The sequence below is a fragment of the Pseudomonas sp. FW305-7 genome (assembly GCF_058786735.1).
This window is the reverse complement of record NZ_JBYSZA010000013.1, coordinates 75,259-99,337: the sequence shown is the minus strand read 5'-3', so window position 1 is coordinate 99,337 and position 24,079 is coordinate 75,259. Positions and strand designations below refer to the sequence as shown.

The window sequence follows — 24,079 nt, the reverse complement described above, 5'->3', positions numbered from 1 at the left end:
TCATTTTCCCGCTACTACAAAGTATTTAAGGAATATCGATCATGGCTGCTAAAGAAGTTAAATTCGGCGATTCCGCCCGCAAGAAAATGCTCACCGGTGTCAACGTCCTGGCTGACGCAGTAAAAGCGACCCTGGGCCCGAAAGGCCGTAACGTGATCATCGAGAAGAGCTTCGGCGCTCCGACCATCACCAAGGACGGCGTTTCCGTCGCCAAAGAAATCGAACTCGAAGATCGCTTCGAAAACATGGGCGCGCAGCTGGTCAAAGACGTTGCCTCCCGTGCCAACGATGACGCCGGTGACGGTACTACCACTGCTACCGTTCTGGCTCAGTCGATCGTCAACGAAGGCCTGAAAGCCGTCGCTGCCGGCATGAACCCGATGGACCTGAAGCGCGGCATCGACAAGGCGACCATCGCCATTGTCAAAGAGCTGAAAAACCTGTCCAAGCCATGCGCTGACACCAAGGCAATCGCTCAGGTCGGCACCATCTCCGCCAACTCCGACAACTCCATCGGCGACATCATTGCCGAAGCCATGGAAAAAGTCGGTAAAGAAGGCGTGATCACCGTTGAAGAAGGCACTGGCCTGGAAAACGAACTGTCGGTTGTCGAAGGCATGCAGTTCGACCGTGGCTACCTGTCCCCGTACTTCGTCAACAAGCCGGAAACCATGGTTGCCGAGCTGGACAGCCCGCTGATCCTGCTGGTCGACAAAAAGATCTCGAACATCCGCGAAATGCTGCCAGTACTGGAAGCCGTTGCCAAAGCCGGCCGTCCACTGCTGATCGTATCGGAAGACGTTGAAGGCGAAGCCCTGGCGACTCTGGTCGTGAACAACATGCGTGGCATCGTTAAAGTCGCAGCCGTCAAGGCTCCAGGCTTCGGCGACCGTCGCAAGGCCATGCTGCAGGACATCGCTGTTCTGACCGGCGGTACCGTTATCTCCGAAGAGATCGGCCTGAGCCTGGAAAGCGCCACCCTGGAAAACCTGGGCAGCGCCAAGCGTGTGACCATCTCCAAGGAAAACACCATCATCGTTGACGGTGCTGGCGTAGAAACCGACATCCAGGCGCGTATCGCTCAGATCCGTGCTCAGGTTGCCGAAACTTCGTCCGACTACGATCGTGAAAAACTGCAAGAGCGTCTGGCCAAACTGTCCGGCGGTGTTGCAGTGATCAAGGTTGGCGCTGGTTCCGAAGTCGAAATGAAAGAGAAGAAAGCCCGCGTTGAAGACGCCCTGCACGCAACCCGTGCAGCCGTTGAAGAAGGCGTGGTACCTGGCGGCGGCGTAGCGCTGATCCGTGCTCTGGAAGCTATCCTGGATCTGAAAGGCGACAACGCCGATCAGGACGTGGGTATCGCTGTTCTGCGTCGTGCTGTTGAAGCACCGATGCGTCAGATCGCTTCCAACTCCGGCGACGAGCCAAGCGTTGTGGTCAACGAAGTCAAGAACGGCAAAGGTAACTTCGGTTACAACGCTGCGACTGGCGAGTACGGCGACATGATCGAAATGGGCATCCTGGACCCAACCAAGGTGACCCGTTCGGCTCTGCAAGCTGCTTCGTCGATCGGCGGTCTGATCCTGACCACCGAAGCTGCGATTGCCGACGCACCGAAGAAAGACGGTGGCGCTGGTGGTGGCATGCCAGACATGGGCGGCATGGGTGGCATGGGCGGCATGATGTAAGCCAGCCTTACCCCCGTAACGCAAAACCCCGCTGGCGAAAGCCAGCGGGGTTTTTTATTGCCTTCGAATTGATGCTGCTCAAGACCGAGGTGCGGCCATCGCTGGCAAGCCAGGCTCCCACAGGGATTGCCGGTGATCACAGATGTTGTGGGCAGCAGTGAATCCTGTGGGAGACCGAAGTGCGGCCATCGCTGGCAAGCCTGGCTTTCACAGGGATTGCCAGTGATCACAGATGGGCAGCAGTGAATCCTGTGGGAGCTGGCTTGCCAGCGATAGCGTCAGCTCAGACGCTGACTGGTTGTGCTTTTACCACCGCCTCAGCCTTCACCGCCGGGCGATACAACACCCAGTAATACGACCCCAGACAAATCAGCCAGCAGAAAATCGCCGTCCACACGTTGTGCGAAAAGAAGTGCGCACCCTGCATCATCCGGCTGATCGAAAACACCGAACCCAACGCAAACGCAAAAACAAACGCCTGTCGCGCCAGACGCGGACGGCGATCACGCAGCACGAAAAACAGCGCAAACAACGTGAAGCCGGTCGCGGCATGACCTCCAGGCCAGCAACGGCCGGGCTTGTCGGTAGGCGGGCGATGATCGAGCAGTTTGCTGTAGGTCTCATGGCCGCCGAACTGCTCAAGGCTCCATGGGCATTGCACCGCAGTCACGGCTTTGACCGGTGTAACGAACGAAGTCGCCAGCCCCAGCGACAGCACCAGGCAGCCGAGTTCGCGCTTGAACGGTTTGAGCCGGTCGATGAAGAACGCACCGATGAAACCGAGGATGGCGAACACCGAGAACGCAATCACCACCTGCTTGGCGCGGTCATGCAGGATGTCCTCCAGGAAGAAACTGTGGCGACCGATGAAGTCGCCCGCGACTGGGTCGTAAAACAGCCTGGCCAGATCCATGTCCAGATCGGTCAGTTCAAGCAGTACCAGAATGACCGCCGCGACGGCGGGAATGCCCAGGCACAACCAGAAGTTCAGCGGCCTTGAAACGGGACGGGCAGAGGTCGACGCCATGGGTAATTCCTTGGTCGGTAAGTGTGTTCGAAGAGCGTAAATGCGCGGAGTCTGCGCGCGATGGCGTCGCCGATTTGTTAACCGAAAGTGAAAAAAACGTTGGTTGGCGCAATGAACATCTTTATCGATAAACAACCCTACACACGCCTAGCCCTGAGCCACACTTGGCCGTAAGCTGCGCGGGCCATGACGGCCGTTACTGTGTACGGAAGAGGTGCCCATGCGAATTCTATTGGTCGAAGACAACCGCGATATCCTGGCCAATCTGGCCGATTACCTGGGGCTCAAGGGCTACACCGTCGATTGCGCCCAGGACGGTCTGTCGGGCCTGCATCTGGCGGCCACCGAGCATTACGACCTGATCGTGCTCGACATCATGTTGCCTGGTATTGATGGCTACACGCTGTGCAAACGCCTGCGCGAAGATGCCCGCCGCGACACCCCGGTGATCATGCTCACCGCCCGCGATCAGCTCGACGATCGCCTGCAGGGCTTCAAGTCCGGGGCTGACGATTATCTGATCAAGCCATTTGCCTTGTCCGAGCTGGCCGCGCGCATCGAAGCGGTGATGCGTCGTGCCCAGGGCGGTGGTCGACGTGCCTTGCAGGTCGGCGATCTGAGCTACGACCTCGATACCCTGGAAGTGACCCGCGAAGGCAAGCTGTTGAAACTAAACCCGGTCGGCCTGAAGTTGCTGGCGGTGTTGATGCAGAAGAGCCCACACGTGCTGCGCCGGGAAATTCTCGAAGAAGCGCTGTGGGGCGATGACTGCCCGGACAGCGACAGCCTGCGCAGCCACGTTCACCAATTGCGCCAAGTGATCGACAAACCGTTCGCCAAACCATTGCTGCACACCGTGCACGGCGTCGGTTATCGCCTGGCCGAGGGTCGTGATGGAGTTTAAGCAAAGCCTTTCCCAGCGGATCATCATTGCCTTTGCATTGATGAGCGCACTGGTGGCCGGGGCGTTCGCGATGGGCATCGTCGCAACGGTGCACCTGGTCGAGGAAAAACTGATTTCGGCAGGGCTGGGTGGCGATTTGCAGCGCCTGTTGCTGATGGACAATGTCTCCGACTGGAGCCATCGTCCGGAGCCCGATCAGTTGTTCTATTTCAGCGGCGGGCCCGGTGATTTCGAACTGCCGAAAGATTTGCGTCACCTCGATTCCGGATTCCACGAAGTCTTCCGCGAACAATTGTCGTATCACGCGATGGTCGAGATCGTCGACGGTCGGCGCTACGTGTTGCTGCAGGATCAAAGCGATTTCGAAGAGCGCGAGCGTGTGCTGTTTGCCGTGGTGCTGGTGGGCTTTGTGCTCAGTCTGGCGTTGGCGGTGTTCCTCGGCTGGGTGCTCGCGCGCAAAGTGATGGCGCCGGTGGTGCGGTTGGCACGGCAGGTGCGTCATCGCGATCAGTTACTGGGGCTGGCGCCACCGCTGGCACCGGATTATGCGGCTGACGAAGTCGGCGAACTGGCGGTGGCGTTTGACGCCACGCTGGGGCGATTGCGTCAGGCCCTGACTCGCGAGCGCTTGTTTACCAGCGACGTCAGCCACGAGTTGCGCACTCCGCTGATGGTGTTGGCCAGCTCCTGCGAGTTGCTGCTCGAGAATCCCGCGATCGATCAACGCGGTCGCTCGCAGGTCGAGCGCATTGCTCGCGCCAGTGAGGAAATGCGTGAGCTGGTGCAGACCTTCCTGATGTTGGCCCGCGCCCAACGCGAGGACTCCGGGGCATCGCCGCAACAGAATCTTGCGCAAGTGGCGGACAGCCTGCTGTGCGTATGGCGCGAACCGATCGAAAGCAAAGGCCTGACCTTGCAGTTCGAGCCCGGCAACCCTCCCGCCGACTGTTACAACGCCACGTTGCTGACGGCGGTGATGGGCAACCTGCTGCGTAATGCCTGCCATTACACCGAGCAGGGGTTCATTCGTCTGACGCTGACGGGCAATGGCTTTGTGGTCGAGGATTCGGGCGTGGGGATTCCCGAGGAGAAACGCGAGGCCATGTTCGAGCCTTTCGTGCGTGGCAGTGAAAAGCGCGGAGAAGGTCTGGGCCTCGGCTTGTCTCTTGTGCAGCGCATCTGCGAGAACCAGGGCTGGACGGTCAGCTTGAGCACGATGAAGCCCAATGGCTGCCGCTTCGAGGTCGATCTTGGCAATATCGGGCGCAAATAGTGGCTCCATGCTACTCCCGCCAACCTGTCTAAATCCTGTATAACGCTGTAATACTTTGCCGGTTTACCTGACATTTTTTTCACAACCGGATGACCTGACGCTGACACGCCGCTGCTTAAGGTGGCGTCATCAGTAACTCAGGAGTCCTGGTGATGGCCGGCCCGATCAAGCTCGATTTTTCAGAAAAGTACGACGATCAACATGCGCAGAAGTACCTGCGCAAACACAAAGAAAGTCTTGGCCGTCGCCTGTCCCACTGGCGTGACGAGCAGTTGGCCCGCAAGGCTCTGACACTCGCCGGTGAACCTGGTCTGGTGCTGGATCTACCCTGCGGTGCCGGACGCTTCTGGCCATTGCTGGCGGAAAAGCACAACCGGGTGATCATCGGTGCGGATAACTCCGAGTCGATGATCAAGACGGCACTGCAAGCTCAACCGGCCGACGTGGTGAAACGGGTACAACCCTTGCACACCTCAGCGTTCGACATCGCTTTGCCGGATAACGCCGTCGACAGCATTTTTTGCATGCGGCTGCTGCATCACATTGGTGAAGCCGAGCACCGCCGGGCGATTTTGCGCGAATTCGAGCGCGTCACCCGCGACAGCGTGATCGTTTCTTTGTGGGTCGACGGCAATTTCAAGGCCTGGAAGCGCAAACGAGCTGAGCAGGATCGTCCCAACCGCGACTACCAGAATCGCTTTGTGTTACCGGTTGCTACGGTTGAAAAAGAATTTGAACAGGCGGGTTTCCGCATTCAGGAACAACTGGACTTTATTCCGCTCTATGCGATGTGGCGGGTTTACGTATTACGCAAGAGGTAACAGGATGGCAGTGCAATTTGCAGCAGAAACGGAAGTCGCTCCCCAGGATCGCTTCGACTACTACTGGAGTCAGCGCGGTGAGTGGGTGGAAGAACCGAATGTTCGCCGTGGTGGTGAAAGTGGCGTGCAAAGGATCGTCGGCCGGGATGGCCAATTGCTCTATGCCAAACGCCAGACTGGACATATTTACCGTAGCTGGCTGCATCCGTTCGGCCGCCCGACCGTGCTGCGCGAACTCGATGCGCTGACCGGCGTCAGCAAACTCGGTGTGCGAGTGCCGCAAATCGTTTTCTGCGGCGCTCAGCCCGATCCGCAGCACAAGTGGCGGGCATTGTTGGTGACCAAGTCCCTGGACGGTTTCCAGGAACTGGAACACTGGCTGGCTGCTGCCGGTGGCCGCGATCAGTGCGGCGATGCGATCTATGAGCGTGTGCTCAAGGATCTCGCCGAAAACCTGGCGCGTATGCACAAGGGTCGCTGGCAACACAGCTGCATCTACATCAAACACGTTTTCGTACGGGTGACGGGCGAGGGCGAATCGGCAAAAGTTGAAGTGGCATTGATTGATCTGGAGAAATGCCGCCAGCGCCTGACCGCTTATCGCGCCGCCTCCCATGACATGAAACAACTGCGCCGCCATTCGTCGTTCCGCGACGCGGACTGGAAGAAACTCGTCTATTTTTACGAGACGGCGTTTGGCAGCGCTATCAAAGGTTTATAGCGATGAAACTCGAAATTGCACGAGGTTTGTTCCTGGTAGGGGCCTTGGCAGTTGCTTCACTGGCGGTGGCTGCCTGGGAGCAGCCCCGCATGCAGGTTGTTGGCGCGTCTGTAGACGATGCTCACTGCGCGGTACCACGGGTGGCGAAAGCCTCCGTGGCGACCAAACCCGACCATGATTTGTTGCTGTTCATGTTCGGACTTTCGCAAGGGATGAGGCCGCAAAGTTGAACCGATTGAAGCCCACATAAAAGGCCTCGCAGATGCGAGGCCTTTTTTTATCCTTGGGCAACGCAGATCTCTATGTAGGAGTGAGCCTGCTCGCGATAGCGGTGTGTCAGTCAATACCAGGGGGCCTGACACACCGCCTTCGCGAGCAGGCTCGCTCCTACAGGGTTATGCGGTTGGTTTGGGATCCGGTTTCGCCAGCAGGGTGTAGATGCACGGCAGCACAAACAGCGTAAACAACGTGCCGATCGACATCCCCGTCGCAATCACCGTACCGATATCAAACCGGCTCACCGCTCCCGCGCCGGTCGCCAGAATCAGCGGCACCATGCCGAACACCATTGCCGCCGTGGTCATCAGCACCGGCCGCAGACGAATCGCGGCGGCTTCTTCCACCGCCTCACGCGCGCTCAGGCCTTTGTCCTTGCGTAACTGATTGGCAAATTCGACGATCAGGATCCCGTGCTTACTGATCAAGCCGATCAGCGTCACCAGCCCGACCTGGGTGTAGATGTTCATGCTCGACCAGCCGAGGAACAGCGGAATCAATGCGCCACAGATCGACAGTGGCACTGTCACCAGAATCACCAGCGGATCGCGGAAGCTCTCGAACTGCGCCGCCAGCACCAGAAAAATGATTGCCAGCGCCAAGGCAAACGTCACCCACAGGGCACTGCCTTCCTGCACGAATTGCCGTGACGCGCCGCCGTAATCGAACGCAAAACCGGCTGGCGCCTCTTCCCGGGCGATCTGCAATACCGTATCGATCGCTTCACCCATGCTCACCAACGGGAAGCCGGAGATCTTCGCCGCATTGAGTTGCTGGAATTGGTTGAGCTGGCGCGGACGTGCGCGGTCGCTGACCTTGATCAGCGTCGACAGGGGCAGCAACTCACCCTGGGTGTTCTTGACGTAGTAATTGTTCAGCCAGCCCGGGTTGTCGCGATACGGCCGTTCAACCTGGGCGATGACCTTGTAGCTGCGCCCTTCGATGGTGAAACGATTGATTTCCGCCTCGCCCAGCAGAGTGGCGAGAGTGCCACCGAGGTCCTGCATCGACACGCCCATCTGCGCGGCTTTGGCGCGGTCGATGTCGACCACCACTTCCGGTTTGTCGAACGCCAGATCGAGGTCGACGAAAGCGAACTTGCCCGACTCCATGGCGCGCTTCTTGATCCGGTCGGCCACTTGCAGCAGCAGTTCATAATCGTTGGCAGTGTTGACCACGAATTCGAACGGCAAACCTTCACCGGTACCGGGCAGGGAAGGCAGGTTGAATCCAAAAATCTGCAAGCCCGGGATGGCGCCCAGTTTGCCTTGCACCTCGGGCAGAATTTGCATCTGCGTACGGCTGCGCTCGTTCCATGGCTTGAGCAGGAAGCCGCCGATCCCCGCCTGCACACCGTTGTAGCCGTTGATCTGGAACGAGGAGTAGTACTCCGGAAACTCCTTGAAGATCTTGATGAACTCGTCGGTGTAGGTGCTCAGGTAATCGAGGTTGGTTGGCTGCGGGGCGGTGGCCATCATGAAAATGATGCCCTGGTCTTCGTCCGGCGCCAGTTCCGATTTGGTGAACTTGAGGAACACCGGAATCAGGCACAGCACGATCACGGCGAACACCAGCACCACCGGCCGGGTGTTCAGCGTGCCGTGCAGCATGCTTTGGTAACGGCGTTTGAGGCCGTCAAAGATGCGGTCGAGGCGATGCGCCAGCCCGCTGGGGTTTTCCTCGTGCCGCAGCAAAAAGGCGCACATCATCGGCGACAGTGTCAGCGCGACGACCCCGGAAATCACCACCGCGCCGGCCAGGGTCAGGGCGAATTCCTTGAACAGCGCACCGGTCAGCCCGGTGAGGAAGCCGATTGGTGCGTAAACGGCTGCCAGGGTGATAGTCATCGACACCACCGGCATGGCGATTTCCCGAGCGCCCTCGAGTGCCGCGTCGAACGGCGTCTTGCCTTCCTCGATATGCCGGTGGATGTTCTCCACCACGACAATCGCATCGTCCACCACCAGACCGATTGCCAACACCATCGCCAGCAAGGTCAGCAGGTTGATCGAGTAGCCCATCATCTGCATGAAGAACATCACGCCGATCATCGACAGCGGAATGGTCACCACCGGGATCACCACCGAACGCAGCGCGCCGAGGAACAGGAACACCACGACGATGACGATCAGCACCGCTTCGAACAGGGTTTTCACCACTTCGTCGATGGACGCCTGAATGAACAGTGTGGCGTCGTAGGCGATCTCGCTTTTCAGGTTCGGTGGCAGTTGAGCTTCCAGCTCCGGCATCAGCTTGCGCACTTCCTTGATCACATCAAGCGGGTTGGCCCCCGGCGTAGCCTTGATGCCGATGTACACCGAGGGCGTGCCGCCGAACGAGCTGATCGAATCGTAGTTTTCCGCACCCATTTCCACCCGTGCGACATCGCTGAGCAGCACGCGACTGTCGCCACTGACCTTGAGCGGAATCGCGGCGAAAGCCTCGGCGGATTTCAGTTCGGTGTTGGCGTTGATGCTGGTGACCACGTACTCGCCTTTCACTTCGCCGGCGGCGGAGAGGAAGTTGTACTGGCGCACCGCGTTGGTCACGTCGCTGGCGCTGAGGCCGAAACCGGCGAGTTTCACCGGGTCGAGCCAGAGGCGCATGGCGAACACCTGATTGCCGAGAATCTCCGCCTCGGCCATGCCCGGCAGGGTCGCCAGTTTTGGCTGGATCACCCGCGACAGGTAGTCGGTGATCTGCGGGTTGCTCAAGTCCTTGCTGAAGAAACTGATGTACATCAGCGCCGAGGCGTCGGCGGATTCCTTGCTCAGTACCGGGTCTTCGGCGTCCTGCGGCAGTTTGTTCTTCACCTCGTTGGCCTTGGCCAGCAACTCGGTGAACAGACGGTCGGTGTTGGAGCCGATGCGTGCGTAGATCGAGATCACCGAGAAGTTCTGCCGACTGACCGAGGTCATGTAGTCGATGCCTTCGGCACTGGCCAGGCTCTGTTGCATCGGCTGGGTGATGTAGCCCTGAATGGTCTCGGCGTTGGCCCCGGGGTACGCCGTGGTCACGGTGATCAGGGCGTTTTCCATTTGCGGATACTGGCGCAGCGGCAACTTGCTCCAGGCCTGAAAGCCCAGCAGCACAATCAGCAGGCTGACCACGGTGGCGAGCACCGGGCGGCGGATGAACGGATCAGTAAAAGCCATGGGGATTCCTTGATCAGTCGGCGCGGGGCGGACTGTTCTGCTCGCCGAGGGTCTTGTCGTCGCTGATGGCAATGTGTGCGCCGTTGTCCAGTTTGATCTGGCCGGCCGTCACCACTTGTTCGCCGCTCTGTACGCCCTTGTTGATCATCACCAGGCCATCGCGGCGTTCACCGGTTTCGATGAAGCGCCGCTCGGCGATCAGCACCGGTTGGCCCTTGTCGTCTTTTTCGACGCTGCCATCCTCGGCTTTTTTCTGCCCGACCACGTACAGCGAATTGCCGTAGAGGGTGTAAGTGATCGCGCTTTCCGGCACCACGACGTGGGTCTGCGGATCCGGCAGCAATACTTCGAGGCTGGCAAACATGCCCGGCAGCAGTTTGCCGTCGGGGTTGGCCAGGGTGGCGCGGACGAGGATATTGCGCGTGGTGCTTTCGACGATAGGGTTGATCGCGCTGATTTTGCCCGGGAAGTTCTGGCCGGGGTAAGCGCCGGCCGAGACGTTCACCGGTTGGCCGATCGCGAGTTTCGGCACCGACTGCTCGGGCAGGTAGAAGTCGGCGTAGAGGCTGCTCAGGTCCTGCAATGTGGCAATTTTGGTGCCGCTCGCGAGGTAGTCGCCGACGTCGACCTGACGGATGCCGATGGTGCCGCTGAACGGGGCGAGGATGCGTTTTTTCGCCAGTGAGGCATTGAGCTGATTGACCGTGGCCTTGTTCTTTTGCAGAACAGCGGAGAGCCGGTCGTATTCGCCTTTGGAGATCGCGCGGCTGTCGACCAGTTGGCTGCCCCGGCCGAAGTCCAGTTGCGCCAGACCAAGGTCAGCCTTGGCGGTTTCCAGCAGGGCGGTTTCAACGGCGCTGTCGAGTTGCAGCAACGGTTGCCCGGCTTTGACCTTCTGCCCTGATTCGAACTTGAGCTCGGTGACGGTGCCGGCGACTTCCAGGCTCAGCTCGACGCCTTGCAACGCCTTGAGCGTGCCGACCGTGGGCAAACGCATCTGCCACGGGCGCTCGGTGGCGTTGGCCACGGCGACGCTGATCGGCGGTTTCGGCTTGGAGAAGCCCTGGATCATCGTATAGATCGAAAAGGCTTTGTACCCGCCCAGAACCAGGACGATCAGCAACACAACACCCAACATGATCAGCATGCGGCGACGCAGCATATTTCCAGTTCCTTGGATAAATCAGGTGAGACAGGCGGGCACATTACTCCGAGTTCAGGGGGGATTCCAACTGGCAGTTATTACAGGTGAGGACGGAGTGAAGAAGTCTGAACACAAAACCTGTGGTGAGGGGATTCATCCCCGATGGGCGGCGAAGCCACCTCAAAACCTGCAACCGCGGTCTGTCAATTGAACCGGGTGCGATGGTTTTGCGACTGTTGCGCAGCCGATCGGGGATAAATCCCCTCGCCACAGGTTATGAGTCGTACTCAGAACAGGTGGGTTATGCGATCAAGTGCAGATGGTTGTCCCAGAGCCCCGCCGGCAGTTCCAGCGGCTTGGCCAGCAGCTCATCCTGGCGGCAATCGTAATACCGGCAGCGGCCCTGACCGGAGGTCACGACAAAACCGTCCTTCACCGCACCAACGCCCGCGCAATCGGCCAGCGGTGCATCGAGGCGTACTTCGCCGCTGTCCAGATCCCAGATGAAAAAACGGTTGCCACGCGGCGCAGTCAGCGCCACCAGACGCAAATCGCTGTGTACCGCGACGCTGGCGGTGTAATGCCCCATCGACTGTAACTGATGGTCCGGCACCGGGAACGCCACGAATGGCTGCCCCGGACGCTTGATCGCCAGCAACTCCGAACGTTCGTGAGACGCGCCCATGAATTGCTGACCGGCGACGATGGTGCCGTCACTGGCGATCCCCAGATGCCGCACGCTGTTCATCTGCTGGGCGAGGGTTTCCTTGCTCAGCAAGGTGCCGTCGCGCTGCATCAGCACCAGGCTTGGCTCCATGGCGTTGAGGTTCATGTCGACGCGGCTTTCCGCCTCGGTCCGAATCCCGCCGTTGGCCACCACCAGGGTTTCGCCATCGGGCATCCACGACACTTGGTGCGGGCCGAGGCCATGGGTGGAAATCTCGCCGCTGTGCACCAGCCGCTCGCCTTCAAATTTGTACACCCCGAGCAAGCCACGACCCGGATCGGTCGTGTCGTTTTCGGTGGCGTAGAGGTACTCGCCATCCTTGTGAATCACCGCGTGGCCGTAGAAATGCCGGTTCGGCTGCGACGTCACGGTCTGCAACAACGTGCCGTCACGCAGGTCGATCAGGTAGCTCTCGGTGCCCGGCCGGCGGGCGACGAACAACGCAATCGGCAGCGTCGGGTGGTTGATGATGTCGTGGCAACGCTGGCCGACTTGCGTGGCGAACAGCCGCGTGCCGTCGAGCCGATAACCGACGGCGTAATGCTTGCCATCGGTGTCATCGCGAGCCGAGAGCAACAGCGGGCTCTGATCCTTGCGCTTGAACAGCGTCCAGCCGCCCAGTGTCACTGCTCCCAGCAGCAAACTACCTAAAGTCAGAGCCTGGCGTCGCAGCATGGCACTTGCCCTCATCAGTCACCGTCGTTGGCGTTGAAGCCCAGTTGAATGCCCAGCGCCTTGGCCAGTTCGCCTTCGTGCAGGCGATGGACGACGTTGAGGCTGTCGTAGATATCGTTGAGTTGCTGGCGACCGGCGTCGTCCTCGAGCATTTCGCCGAGCGAACGCTGGGTGCTGTCGAACAGTTTCAGCGAGGCGGCATAAGCGGCGTCGATCTTGTCCGCCAGTGGTTTTTGCTCGGCTGGCAACAGACCGCGCAGGCCTTTGTTGTCGACGCCTTCCCAAACGGTTTTGGCGGCGGCGAGGCTGGCTTCCAGCGCGGTCAGCGACGACTGGCTACGCCATGCATCGGCCTGGAACGGTTGTGGCACACCCTTGCTCTGGCGGCCCATTGGCGTGCCGAGCTTTTTCTTCAGGGTGTCGAGCGCGGTAACTTGCACACGCAGCAGATCGGCGATCGCTTCATGGGAGTCGGCGTAGCGCTGGTTCGGGAATTTGCTCATCTGCGCGAGCATGCCGTCGCTGTTGTTCCAGCTCTGCAGAATCTCTTCGGCCAGTTGCTTCTGACGTTCGCCGATGGCGATCAGCAGCGGGCAGTACTTGGCTTTCTGTTCGGCGTTGGCGACATCAGGCTTGGCGTCGAACAGGATGTATTCGTAAGCCGACAGGCCCTGAACCACTACGCTGGATTTGGCCAGGGCGGCAGCATCGATCTGCGGCTGGGCGACGACCAGTTGCTCGACCTGACGGCCGACGAGGTTTTTCTTGTCCGGCCAGAACTGCACCTGCCACGAACGGTTGCCCTCGGCCAGCGGGCCGATCAGCAATGGTTGCAGCTCGGCCCAGGCTTTCTGCGCGTGCAGGAAGTCGGCGCGAGCGGTTTCCAGGCTCTCTTTGCCCTGGCAGTAGGCGAGGGCGCTGACCGCCAGTTGCTTGTCGGCTTCGACCCAACGGGTGTAGGTCGGCAGGATCACCGATTTGGCGATGGCCGCCGAGGTGACTGCTTGCGGGTCCTGTGGCGAGCAAGCACCGAGGGCAAGCGCGGCAAGGCTGGTGAACAACAACTTGGGACGGAACATGTCGGGCTCCCGATTCTTTTAAGTGTTTAAAGTGAGTTCAGAAACGCCAGCAGCGCGGCACGCTGCTCGGCATTGAAAGCTAAAACCTGTTGCTGCGCAGCTGCAGCTTCGCCGCCGTGCCAGAGCACCGCTTCGAGCAGATTGCGTGCGCGGCCGTCATGCAAAAACTGGGTGTGGCCACTGACCGCTTGGGTCAGGCCGATCCCCCACAACGGCGGGGTGCGCCAGTCGCGGCCGGAGGCCTGGAATTCCGTGCGGTTGTCGGCCAGACCGTCGCCCATGTCGTGCAGCAGCAAATCGCTGTACGGGCGAATCACTTGATTGGCCAGTTCAGGTTCGGCCGCGTTGGCAGCGGTGGTGTATTTCGGTGTGTGGCAGGACTGGCAACCCGCCTGGAAGAACAGGTTCTTGCCGGCCAGCACCTGCTCATCGTTGACGCCGCGACGCGCGGGGACGGCGAGGTTGCGGCTGTAGAACAGCACCAGACGCAGAATGTTGTCGCTGACTTCCGGCTCGCCGTCCGGGCCATTGCCGTTCGGCGCCTGTTTGCAGGCGGTTTGCGCGTCGGTGCAGTCATCGAACGGTCTCAGACTGGTGGTGAGGCCCATATCACCGGAAAACGCGTGAACATTTTGTTGATTGAGGTTCGGTTGTCCGGCTTTCCAGCCAAACCGGCCGATCACGGTTTTCTGTAATTCGTCATCCCAAACGCGGTTCGGCCGGCCATTGATGCCGTTTTTTTCTTTGGCCTGCGCGGTGGCATTGGCGAGGATCGCCTCTTCCGGAATCGCTTCGAGCAGGCCGAGGCCGATCATTGGCGGGGCGACGCGGGCCGAGAAACGCGTGTCCGGGTGCATCGGGCCGTAGCCGAGCTGGGTGATCTGTAACAGCGGTTTGCGCAGTTCGACTTCGCTGCCGTCCTTGAAGCGCACGGGCACTGGCGTGTAGTCGACGCGCACCTTGCCTTCCGGAGCAACGCCGGGCACGGCCATGTCCTGGAACTGGCCACCGTAGACCGGCTCCGGCACCACGCCGACCTGCTCGATCAGCCTGGCGAACTGCGGCGCATCGGGAATCGACAGGCGCACCAGCATCGACACCGCGTTGGTCGCGCCGGTTTCTGGCGGATGACCGCGACCGTCCTTGATGTGGCAGTTCTGGCAGGCGTTGGTGTTGAACAGCGGGCCGAGGCCATCGCGGGCGGTGGTGGTCGACGGCGCGATCACCCACGGGCTGCGGAAAAAGCTGTTGCCGACGCTGAAGTCCACCCGCCGCGACGGCGGCAGGTTGGCCGAGGGCAGGGAGAATGCGTTCTGATCGGTCTTGCGCACGGTCGCCGCGCCCCCCGAGCGTGCTTCACCGGGCTCGGCCTTGGTGAAACGCGGGGCGTCATCGCAGGCACTCAGGCTCAGGGCCAGAAACAGTGCGGACAAGCGAAGAGGCAGCGAGGGCATCAGACATCCTGCGGACGGGCAAATTTGAAGGCGCAAAGTCTAACAGGGCCGGGGGCATTGAATAAGAGGAATTATCGTTTGCTTGATTTGCGGCAGGGTTTCACTCGAGACCGAGGCGCAGCCATCGCTGGCAAGCCAGCTCCCACAGGATTTGTGTTGTACCCGGAGTGTGTGAACGCCGCGAAAACTGTGGGAGCTGGCTTGCCAGCGATGAGGCCATCAGCATCACCGCAAAAAGCAGGTATGAAAAAGGCGACCCGAAGGTCGCCTTTTTTTGACGCGGACGCTGTGATCAGAACTCGTGATCAGCGTTATCCGGGTTCAGGTCGCTGATGCCCAGTTTGCCGGCAGCGGCTTCGATCGAACCGGTCTGCTTGACCAGCGAGGCGATGGCGTCGCGAACGATCTGATTGCCCGCCGTGTTGCCGGCAGCGATCAACTGGTCGTAGTGCTCACCCTTGTTGGCGTGATCGACCATGACCTGGATCTTCGCTTCGGTGGCGGCCAGATCGGCTTTCAGTGCGGTGTCGGCAGCCGGATCGGCCTTGGCCACCAGCGACGACAGGCTGGCGCCGGTCAGTTTGGTGCCATCAACACGGGTGTACTCGCCCAGGTAAACGTTACGAATGCCTTTGGCATCGTAGAAGTGCGAGTTGTGGGTGTTGTCGCTGAAGCAATCCTGTTCGTCTTCAGGGGAGTTGGCTTCCAGGGAAACCTTCATGCGCTCGCCCGCCAGTTCGCCCAAAGACAGGCTGCCCATGCCGAAGAGCATTTTGCGCAGACCGGTTTCAGCCGGCTCGGCTTCCAGGGTGGCGCGATAGTTGTCAGCCACGTTCGGCTTCCAGTTACCGACCATTTCTTCCAGGTCGCTGACCAGCAGTTGAGTCACGGACTTCAGGTAGGCACGACGACGGTCGTTATGGCCGCCAGTGGCGCCGGCACCTTCCAGGTAGTCGGAAGCAGGACGGTTGCCAGCGCCAGGGCCGGTGCCGTTCAGATCCTGGCCCCACAGGAGGAACTCGATGGCGTGGTAGCCGGTGGCGACGTTGGCTTCGGAACCGCCCAGCTCGTTGAGGCTGGCGAGTTTTTCCGGAGTGATGTCTTTAACATCGACCTTGTCTTCGCCGACCTGTACTTCGGTGTTGGCGATGATGTTGGCAGTGGCGCCCGGGTTGCCCAGTGCGTGCTCGTAGGATTTGTCGACGTAGTCGATCAGACCCTCGTCCAGTGGCCAGGCGTTAACCTGACCTTCCCAATCGTCGATGATGGTGTTGCCGAAGCGGAACACTTCGCTCTGCAGGTAAGGCACGCGAGCGGCAACCCAGGCAGCCTTGGCGGCTTTCAGGGTGTCAGCGTTCGGCTTGGCGAGGAACGCGTCGACGGCAGTTTGCAGGGTTTTCGCGGTGGATTCGGCATCGCTGTAAACGGCGAAGACCATGTCGGCGTAGTGTGCAACCACAGCCTTGGCAGCGGCTTCGTCGACTTTACCGGCAGCGGCTGGCGCGGCCGCTGGAGCAGCGGTGCTGGCGGCTGGAGTCGGCGTGGCCGGGGCGGCAGCCTTGTCTTTGCCTTCGCCGCAACCGGCGAGGGAAATAGCGATGGCCAGCAGACTGGCGGTAGCCAGAGGCATACGAATCATGGCGAACATCCTGCTTCGGTAATTGAATGGACTCACGCGGGGGGTGCGCAAAACTGCGACATAATGCAAATCTTTCGCATTATGTGTAAAGGGTAGTGCTTGGAAATATTTCCTATTCGCACACCAGGATCAAAAGATCTCAGCCCTTGGCAGCTTCTGCAGGGGGGCGCATTTCAAATGTGGGAGCTGTCGAGTGAAACGAGGCTGCGATCTTTTGATCTTCTAAAGAATGGCCGCATTACTGCGCTGCGCCTGCTTGAGATAAACGCTCAACTCCCGCGCCGGCAGTGGTTTGCTGTAGTGGTAACCCTGACCTTCGTGGCAACCTTCGGAGATGATGTAGCTCTCCTGTTCAGCGGTTTCCACGCCCTCGGCAATCACCTGCATGCCGAGGCTTTTGCCCAGTTGGATGATCGCGCGAACGATGGTCGCATCGTCGTCGTCATCGAGCAGATCCTGGACGAAGCTCTTGTCGATCTTGATCTTGTCCAGCGGCAGGCTTTTCAGATAACTGAGCGATGAATAACCGGTGCCGAAATCGTCGATGGCGATCAGTGCACCTGAGCGGCGCAGGCTCAGTAAATGCTGGGCGGCGGTGCTGATGTCTTCCATCAGGCCGGTTTCGGTGACTTCCAGTTCCAGGCTGCGCGGCGGCAGGCGATACATCTGCAGCAGGTTGTTGACCACCCGTGGCAGCTCGGCGTGGTGCAGTTGCACGGTAGACAGATTGACCGCCATGCGCAGATCGACGAAGCCCTGATCGTGCCACTCGCGTAACTGCTTGCAGGCCTGATCGAGCACCCATTCGCCGATGGCGATGATCGTGCCGTTCTGCTCGGCCAGTGGAATGAACAGATCGGGCGGCACCAGACCGTGTTCCGGGTGCTGCCAGCGAATCAGCGCCTCAACCCCGACCACGCGATGGTCGCGGTAGCTGATCTGCGGTTGATAAACCAGGTAGAACTGATCGCGCACCAGTGCATCACGCAGGTCTTTTTCCAGTTCGCGACGGCGGCGCATCTCGCTGTCGACGCTGGCGATGTAGAACTGATAGCGATTGCGTGAGCGGGTCTTGGCCAGCGTCATGGTCTGCTCGGCTTTCTGCAACAGCTTCTCGGTGCTGTCGCCATCCTCCGGGAACAGGGTGATGCCGATGGTCGCGCGCAGACGGATTTCCTGATGGTCGAGGGCGAACGGCGCCTCCAGGTCGTCGAGAATGCTCTGCGCCAGTTCCGCCGCTTCGTAAGGCTGTTCGATATCGGCCTGCACCAGCGCGAACTGGTCGCCGCCGAGCCGGGCGAGGGCGCCGAGGCGGCCGCTATGGGCACGCAGTCGATCAGCCAGGGCCAGCAATAACTGGTCACCGGTCTGGTAGCTGAATTGCTCGTTGATGCCTTTGAAATCGTCCAGCCCTACACACAACACCGCGACCCGGCGCTGCAATTTGCCGGCGTCGACCAGAATCTTGTCCAGTTGCTGCTGCAATTGCTGGCGGTTCGGCAGGCCGGTGAGGAAATCGTATTGAGCCATGCGCAGCAGGCTGTTTTCCGCTTCGTGGCGCAGATGGGTATTGCGTTCGATGGATTCGAGCAACTGGTTGGCGGTGTTGATCCAGATACCCAGTTCGTTCTTTTCGTGGCCCTTGAGCTGCGGAATCTTGTGTTCGCTGGGGCGATCCGGATTGATCTCGGTAAGGTGTTCGATAATCCGCGACAGCGGTTTGGTCAGCAGCCAGTGATAGACCAGATACAACACCAGCCCCATCGCCAGTGCACGCAAAACGCCGGAAATGAAAATGATCACCGAGCTGACGATAAAACTCTCGCCATAGGTGGCGGTATCGAGGGTGATGCTCAGGTCGCCGTAATACTCGCTGTAGGGGCCGCGACCCACCAACTGCGTGGTGAAGGTGCGTTCCTGGCCGAGGATCAGATCGGTCAGCCAGCGGCTGTTGGAATGCTGCAGGTCGCGGGATTTCTGCGCGAGCATGGCTTCGTTGGGGTGACCGATAGAGGCCTGGCGCACCGCGTCGTCCTGAAACAGACCTTCGATCACTTGCATGCCCATCTCACGGTCCAGGCTGTAGACGGCCTGAGTGGAGGGGTCACGGAACATGTCGAGGATGCGCTCAGCGTCGTTGGCCACGGCCTGACGAGTTTTATAGGCGTCGAAAACAATTTGCGCGCAGCTCAAGACCACGCCGACGATCAATGCCGACAGGAGCACGACCCGGAGCAACTTCACCGACAAGCTGTTCTTGAGTTCCAGCTTCAAAGGGTTATTCCTTGTTCCGTGCGGGTAGCGTCAGTTTGCCATGAGTATTGGCAATCCCGTGTTGGCAGTCAAAGGGACAATCAGACCCCGGAGCATTCGCTGGTGGCCTTGGCCAGAATGCTGCTGTCTGGAGTATTAGCCCTATTTGTACTATGTCGGTAGTTTCGGTCCTCAACTTGAGCGCGGCGAGACAAATTTTCCTCTGTTTGATGTTAGCCCTCTGCGCTGCACCGGCAAGCAGTCGGTGCCAGCTTTCATCGTGAGAAAAACGCTATTCCCTACAGGATCTGCCGCGGCCCGAGCCTGCGGCAGCCCCTACAGAAATCAAAGGCATAAAAAAACCCGGCATCAGCCGGGTTTTTTGTCTGGCGCGCAGCTTAAGCGGTGAAGGTTTTGCCTTCGAACTGCTCAGCAACGAACTTCCAGTTGACCAGGCTCCAGAACGCTTCGACATACTTTGGACGGACGTTGCGGTAGTCGATGTAGTAAGCGTGTTCCCAGACGTCGCAGGTCAGCAGCGGGGTGTCGCCGCTGGTCAGCGGGTTGCCGGCGCCGATGGTGCTGGCCAGAGCCAGGGAACCGTCAGCCTTTTTCACCAGCCAGCCCCAGCCGGAACCGAAGGTGCCGATCGAAGTTTTGCTGAACTCTTCCTTGAACTTGTCGAACGAACCGAAAGCCGCGTTGATGGCTTCAGCCAGCGCGCCGGTTGGTTGACCGCCGGCGTTTGGCGCCAGGCAGTTCCAGTAGAAAGTGTGGTTCCAGACCTGAGCGGCGTTGTTGAAGATGCCGCCCGAGGAAGTCTTGACGATTTCTTCCAGGGTCTTGCCTTCGAACTCGGTGCCTGGCACCAGGTTGTTCAGGTTCACGACGTAGGTGTTGTGGTGCTTGTCGTGGTGATATTCCAGGGTTTCCTTGGAAATGTGCGGCTGCAGGGCATCGTGTGCGTAAGGCAGCGGCGGCAATTCGAAAGCCATGATGATTCTCCTAATCAGGTCTGTTGCGGTGAGCGCAAGGCCGATCACGGGCGGCCAGAAATGCACCGGCGAGTTTTTACTCTTTGCGGCGCAGGGTTCGGATCATAGCACCGGGGTTGCGGCTTAACCACGCAACAACTGTGTGGGATAGAGGTTCCAGAGCTGTTTGGAATAAATCATGATGCCAATATCAACTGACCCGCCACTGTAAACATCATCAGTGCGACCACCAGATCAAGAATCCGCCAGGTACTCGGCCGAGCCAGCCACGGAGCCAGCCATGCCGCGCCCAGCGCCAGGGTGAAAAACCACAACAGCGACGCACTCGCCGCGCCCACTACATAAGCGCCCGGCACCGATTGCTGGGCGCCGAGCGAGCCGATCAGCAAAACCGTATCCAGATAAACGTGCGGATTGAGCAGTGTCACTGCCAGCGCACTGAGCATCACTGCCCGCAATGAGCGCACGGTCTGGTTCTCGCCCTGATTCATACTCTGTTTCGAGCACGCCCGGCGCAGCGCCTGGCTGCCGTACCAGATCAGGAACACCGCGCCACCCCAACGTGCGACCGCGAGTAAGGTCGGGTTCTGCGCCAGTACGGTCGCCAGGCCGAACACCCCGGCCGCGACGAGCAACGCATCGCAGGCCACACACAGCGCAGCGACCGGCAAGTGATGCTCACGCCGCAGACTTTGTGCCAGGACAAACGCGTTCTGGGTGCCGATCGCCATGATCAACCCGAGCGCCACTAACAGACCATTCATATAGCTTTGCCACATAACGGTTACTCCGCGTTGGCTGCGAGATCACGCAGCACTTGCATGGCGCGTTCGGCGTCGGCCTGACCGACGAATAGATGGTCGTGGTAGTAACCGGCGATCACGTTGCAACTGATCCCGGCCTTGCCCAGTGCGGTGGCGAACGCCGCCGTCAGACCGACGGCTTCCAGCGCCGAATGCACGTTCAGCGTGATCCACGCGGCGACGTAGTCGAAACTGAAACCGGCCTTTTCAGCGTGGGAACGTTCGAGAATCACTGTCAGGCCTTCCTGTTCGCGAAAATTGCCAACAATCTCCAGATCATTGGGCATCCGCCCGTCGCGCAGGGTGCAGAACACGTATTCGCCGGCATTGAGCTGCGGACTCATGCTGCGCAGCAAAGTGCTGAGTGAGGTTTCGCCAGCCATTGGGGTAGTCCTTGATAAAGAGTGCTTGCTGGCTATTCTCCGGCTCAACGCGGTATAAGAAAAACCAATAGTGCTGATCGCTCATTAGGAAAACTGATGTTCGACTACAAATTGCTTTCCGCTCTGGCCGCCGTTGTCGAGCAGGCCGGATTCGAACGTGCCGCGCAGGTGCTGGGCCTGTCGCAATCGGCGATCTCGCAGCGGATCAAACTGCTGGAAGCGCGGGTCGGCCAACCGGTGCTGGTGCGCGGCACGCCACCGTCGCCGACGGACATTGGCCGGCGCCTGCTCAACCACGTTCAACAGGTGCGCCTGCTTGAGCGCGATCTGCAAACCCTCGTGCCGGCATTGGACGAAGAAGGATTGCCGGAACGCCTGCGCATTGCCCTCAATGCCGACAGCCTCGCCACTTGGTGGGCCGAGGCGGTGGGCGATTTCTGTGCCGAACAACATTTGTTGCTGGATCTGATCGTCGAGGACCAGACCGTTGGCCTCAAGCGCATGCGCGCTGGTGAAGTGGCGGCGTGTCTGTGTGCCAGTGAGCGCCCGGTGGCGGGCGCCCGTAGCGTTTTGCTTGGCGCGATGCGCTATCGGGCGTTGGCCAGTCCGGCTTTTATCGAACGGCATTTTCCCGATGGCGTGCGTGCCGAGCAGTTACCGCGTACGCCGGCGCTGGTATTCGGCCCGGACGATTTCCTCCAGCATCGGTACCTCGCATCACTGGGTGTCGACGGCGGATTCGAGCACCATTTATGCCCGTCCTCCGAAGGCTTCATCCGCCTGACCGAGGCCGGACTCGGCTGGGGCCTGGTGCCGGAACTGCAAGTGCACGAGCAGTTGCAGCGCGGGGCGTTGCGCGAGTTGTTGCCAGATAAACCGATCGACGTGCCTTTGTACTGGCATCATTGGCGCAACGGCGGTCAGTTGCTGGGCTTGTTGACCGAGCAGTTGGTGCGGTCTTCAGCACGATGGCTGGTGCCGTTGAGCTGACGGGCAGCGTCAAGACACACGAATCAGGCAAAACGAAAGACATCGGAGCTTTACATGAAAATTCTGGTCACCGGCGCAAGCGGCTTCATTGGCGGACGCTTTGCGCGTTTCGCCCTGGAGCAGGGCCTGGACGTACGGGTCAACGGTCGCCGGGCCGAAAGTGTTGAACATCTGGTGCGCCGTGGCGCCGAATTTGTCTCCGGCGACCTGACAGATCCGGATCTGGTGCGCGAACTCTGCGCCGACGTCGAAGCCGTGGTGCACTGCGCGGGCGCAGTTGGCTTGTGGGGCCGTTATCAAGACTTCCATCAGGGCAACGTGCAGGTCACGGAAAACGTTGTCGAGGCTTGCCTGAAGCAGCGAGTGCGGCGTCTTGTGCACTTGTCGTCGCCGTCGATCTACTTCGATGGCCGTGACCACTTCAACCTGACCGAAGAACAAGTGCCCAAGCGCTTCAAGCATCACTATGCCGCGACCAAATATCTGGCCGAGCAAAAGGTCTTCGGCGCGCAGGAATTCGGTCTGGAAACCATCGCGCTGCGTCCGCGCTTCGTCACCGGTGCCGGCGACATGAGCATCTTCCCGCGTCTGCTCAACATGCAGCGCAAGGGGCGTCTGGCAATCATTGGCAACGGGTTGAACAAGGTCGATTTCACCAGCGTACACAACCTCAACGAAGCCATGCTCAGCAGTCTGCTGGCCGCCGGTTCCGCGCTCGGCAAGGCTTACAACATTAGCAACGGCGCGCCTGTGCCGTTGTGGGATGTGGTCAATTACGTGATGCGCAAAATGGAAGTCCCGCAGGTCACCAAGTACCGCTCCTATGGGCTGGCCTATAGCGTCGCGGCGCTCAACGAGGGTGCATGCAAGCTCTGGCCCGGACGTCCGGAGCCAACCCTGTCGCGTTTGGGCATGCAAGTGATGAAAAAAAATTTCACCCTCGACATCAGTCGTGCCAGGCATTATCTGGACTACGATCCGAAAGTCAGCCTGTGGACGGCCCTCGACGAGTTCTGTGGCTGGTGGAAGGCTCAGGACATTCGCTGAAACGCATTGCAACGATTCGGCCGGCCGGCAATGAACCGCACCGCAGGTTGAGGGTCAATCCCTGCGGCTGCGGCGGTTATACTTCGCAGCATTTAGCCATCACCGCGTTTCATAAAGGTTGCCTCAATGTCCATGCGTAATGATGCCCACGACGATTTCGATGATGTTCCGAGCTTGCGTGCCGACACCTTCGACGACGATGACATTCCGACCACCAGCCGCACCTCCGTGCACTCGCGCACGCCGCCTGTGGTCAAGGTCAAGGCCGCTAGCACCGGGCCGTTGTGGGCACTGGTTGGCGCGCTGTTCTTTGCGTTCATCGGTCTGGCCTGGTGGAGCTTCCAGCAGATTTCGCTGATGGAACAGCAACTGGTGGCGACCCAGGAAAGTTTTGCGCGCATCAGTGAGGAAGCGGCGGGGCGCCTGCAAGACATTTCCGGCAAGGTCGTGGCCAGCCAGAGCAATGTCACCAGCGATAGCGAAGCCTTGAAGCTGCAGATCAAGCAGCTGGAAGGCAAGTTGCTCGATCAGAGCAAGCAGCAGCAAGGCGTGGCCGGTCAGGCCAGCGATCTGGACAAGCGTCTGGCGCAGATGACCGCGCAGACCACCGAGCTGCAGACCGCCAATACCCAATTGCAGGCACAGGTCAAAGCCCTTGGCGCAGAACTGGCGACGGTGAAAAGTACGCCGGCTGATACCAGCAAGGTCGATGCGCAGCTCAAGGGCTTCGATGCCCAGTTCAAGAGCCTTGGCGCGGACATCGCGGCATTGAAGAAGCAGGGCAATCCGAGCGCGGCGATTGATCGTCTTGAGCAGGAAATCGTCGTCCTCAAAAGCGAACAGGACAACCGCCCGGCAGCGCCGCAGGGTGGCGGTAACACCGCCGAATTCGACGCTTTTCGCGCTCAGATGACCCGCAACATCAATACGCTTCAGGCGCAGATCCAGAACTTGCAACAGCAGATCAATGCCCGGCCTTAACCGAACAGCATTTTTGTGGAGTGGGTAAATCCCCTCACCACAGA

At 59.8% G+C, this 24,079-nt stretch carries 20 protein-coding genes; 9 read left to right on the top strand and 11 right to left on the bottom strand.

Annotated features, from left to right (window positions below; all coding sequences use genetic code 11):
• Positions 1–41: 41 nt before the first annotated feature.
• On the top strand, positions 42–1,688 hold the full coding sequence (gene groL, locus AC3WMT_RS17025; protein WP_103305498.1) for a chaperonin GroEL: 1,647 nt from the start codon (positions 42–44) through the stop codon (positions 1,686–1,688).
• A gap of 283 nt (positions 1,689–1,971) precedes the next feature.
• Here the strand turns inward: groL and AC3WMT_RS17020 are convergent, their stop codons facing one another.
• Entirely contained in the window at positions 1,972–2,715 is a 744-nt protein-coding gene (locus AC3WMT_RS17020) for a phosphatase PAP2 family protein (protein WP_103305499.1), read from the bottom strand.
• Positions 2,716–2,935: 220 nt separating this feature from the next.
• On the opposite strand from AC3WMT_RS17020, the gene colR reads away from it, so the two are divergent.
• From colR to AC3WMT_RS16995, 5 genes are all read left to right on the top strand, one after another.
• Entirely contained in the window at positions 2,936–3,619 is a 684-nt protein-coding gene (gene colR / locus AC3WMT_RS17015) for a two-component system response regulator ColR (RefSeq protein WP_103305500.1), read from the top strand.
• Positions 3,609–4,892, top strand: coding sequence for a sensor histidine kinase (locus AC3WMT_RS17010; RefSeq protein ID WP_103305501.1), 1,284 nt, complete (start codon positions 3,609–3,611; stop codon positions 4,890–4,892). The genes colR and AC3WMT_RS17010 overlap by 11 nt, the downstream gene beginning before the upstream one ends.
• A gap of 152 nt (positions 4,893–5,044) precedes the next feature.
• Complete coding sequence (locus tag AC3WMT_RS17005) at positions 5,045–5,713, top strand: class I SAM-dependent methyltransferase (RefSeq protein WP_103305502.1); 669 nt, start codon at positions 5,045–5,047, stop codon at positions 5,711–5,713.
• A 4-nt stretch (positions 5,714–5,717) separates the two neighbouring features.
• Positions 5,718–6,434, top strand: coding sequence for a lipopolysaccharide kinase InaA family protein (locus AC3WMT_RS17000; protein ID WP_103305503.1), 717 nt, complete (start codon positions 5,718–5,720; stop codon positions 6,432–6,434).
• Between the two features lie 2 nt (positions 6,435–6,436).
• Positions 6,437–6,664 (top strand): hypothetical protein, encoded by a 228-nt coding sequence (locus AC3WMT_RS16995; protein ID WP_034153490.1) that lies wholly within the window; start codon positions 6,437–6,439, stop codon positions 6,662–6,664.
• A 165-nt stretch (positions 6,665–6,829) separates the two neighbouring features.
• On the opposite strand, the gene AC3WMT_RS16990 is transcribed toward AC3WMT_RS16995, so the two are convergent.
• The 10 genes from AC3WMT_RS16990 to AC3WMT_RS16945 all read right to left on the bottom strand — a co-directional run bounded on the left by AC3WMT_RS16990 (position 6,830) and on the right by AC3WMT_RS16945 (position 21,017).
• Entirely contained in the window at positions 6,830–9,865 is a 3,036-nt protein-coding gene (locus AC3WMT_RS16990; RefSeq protein WP_103305504.1) for a multidrug efflux RND transporter permease subunit, read from the bottom strand.
• A 13-nt stretch (positions 9,866–9,878) separates the two neighbouring features.
• Positions 9,879–11,027 carry an efflux RND transporter periplasmic adaptor subunit gene (locus tag AC3WMT_RS16985; protein WP_103305505.1) on the bottom strand — a complete coding sequence of 383 codons (1,149 nt, stop codon included), beginning with the start codon at positions 11,025–11,027 and terminating at the stop codon, positions 9,879–9,881.
• Positions 11,028–11,310: 283 nt separating this feature from the next.
• Positions 11,311–12,411, bottom strand: coding sequence for a DUF1513 domain-containing protein (locus AC3WMT_RS16980; protein ID WP_103305506.1), 1,101 nt, complete (start codon positions 12,409–12,411; stop codon positions 11,311–11,313).
• 14 nt (positions 12,412–12,425) lie between these two features.
• A complete protein-coding gene (locus AC3WMT_RS16975; RefSeq protein WP_103305507.1) occupies positions 12,426–13,490 on the bottom strand; it encodes an imelysin family protein in 1,065 nt (354 codons plus the stop codon).
• Positions 13,491–13,516: 26 nt separating this feature from the next.
• Positions 13,517–14,944: a di-heme oxidoreductase family protein gene (locus tag AC3WMT_RS16970; RefSeq protein ID WP_103305508.1), complete on the bottom strand. Its 1,428-nt coding sequence runs from the start codon at positions 14,942–14,944 to the stop codon at positions 13,517–13,519.
• A 292-nt stretch (positions 14,945–15,236) separates the two neighbouring features.
• Complete coding sequence (locus AC3WMT_RS16965) at positions 15,237–16,583, bottom strand: imelysin family protein (protein ID WP_103305509.1); 1,347 nt, start codon at positions 16,581–16,583, stop codon at positions 15,237–15,239.
• A 222-nt stretch (positions 16,584–16,805) separates the two neighbouring features.
• Entirely contained in the window at positions 16,806–18,857 is a 2,052-nt protein-coding gene (locus AC3WMT_RS16960) for a putative bifunctional diguanylate cyclase/phosphodiesterase (RefSeq protein ID WP_103305510.1), read from the bottom strand.
• Between the two features lie 377 nt (positions 18,858–19,234).
• A complete protein-coding gene (locus tag AC3WMT_RS16955) occupies positions 19,235–19,831 on the bottom strand; it encodes a superoxide dismutase (RefSeq protein WP_103305511.1) in 597 nt (198 codons plus the stop codon).
• 176 nt (positions 19,832–20,007) lie between these two features.
• Positions 20,008–20,610 carry a LysE/ArgO family amino acid transporter gene (locus tag AC3WMT_RS16950; protein ID WP_103305512.1) on the bottom strand — a complete coding sequence of 201 codons (603 nt, stop codon included), beginning with the start codon at positions 20,608–20,610 and terminating at the stop codon, positions 20,008–20,010.
• A 5-nt stretch (positions 20,611–20,615) separates the two neighbouring features.
• The gene (locus AC3WMT_RS16945; protein ID WP_103305513.1) at positions 20,616–21,017 is read right to left on the bottom strand and encodes an ACT domain-containing protein; all 402 of its coding nucleotides are present in this window, start codon (positions 21,015–21,017) and stop codon (positions 20,616–20,618) included.
• Positions 21,018–21,113: 96 nt separating this feature from the next.
• Here AC3WMT_RS16945 and AC3WMT_RS16940 point away from each other — a divergent pair, with 96 nt between their 5' ends.
• The 3 genes from AC3WMT_RS16940 (at position 21,114) to AC3WMT_RS16930 (ending at position 24,035) form a co-directional block, all read left to right on the top strand.
• A complete protein-coding gene (locus tag AC3WMT_RS16940) occupies positions 21,114–22,007 on the top strand; it encodes a LysR family transcriptional regulator ArgP (protein WP_103305514.1) in 894 nt (297 codons plus the stop codon).
• Between the two features lie 54 nt (positions 22,008–22,061).
• Entirely contained in the window at positions 22,062–23,054 is a 993-nt protein-coding gene (locus tag AC3WMT_RS16935; protein ID WP_103305515.1) for an NAD-dependent epimerase/dehydratase family protein, read from the top strand.
• Positions 23,055–23,180: 126 nt separating this feature from the next.
• Positions 23,181–24,035, top strand: a complete 855-nt coding sequence (locus tag AC3WMT_RS16930; protein ID WP_103305516.1) for an ATPase — start codon at positions 23,181–23,183, stop codon at positions 24,033–24,035.
• The last annotated feature ends 44 nt before the right edge of the window (positions 24,036–24,079 follow it).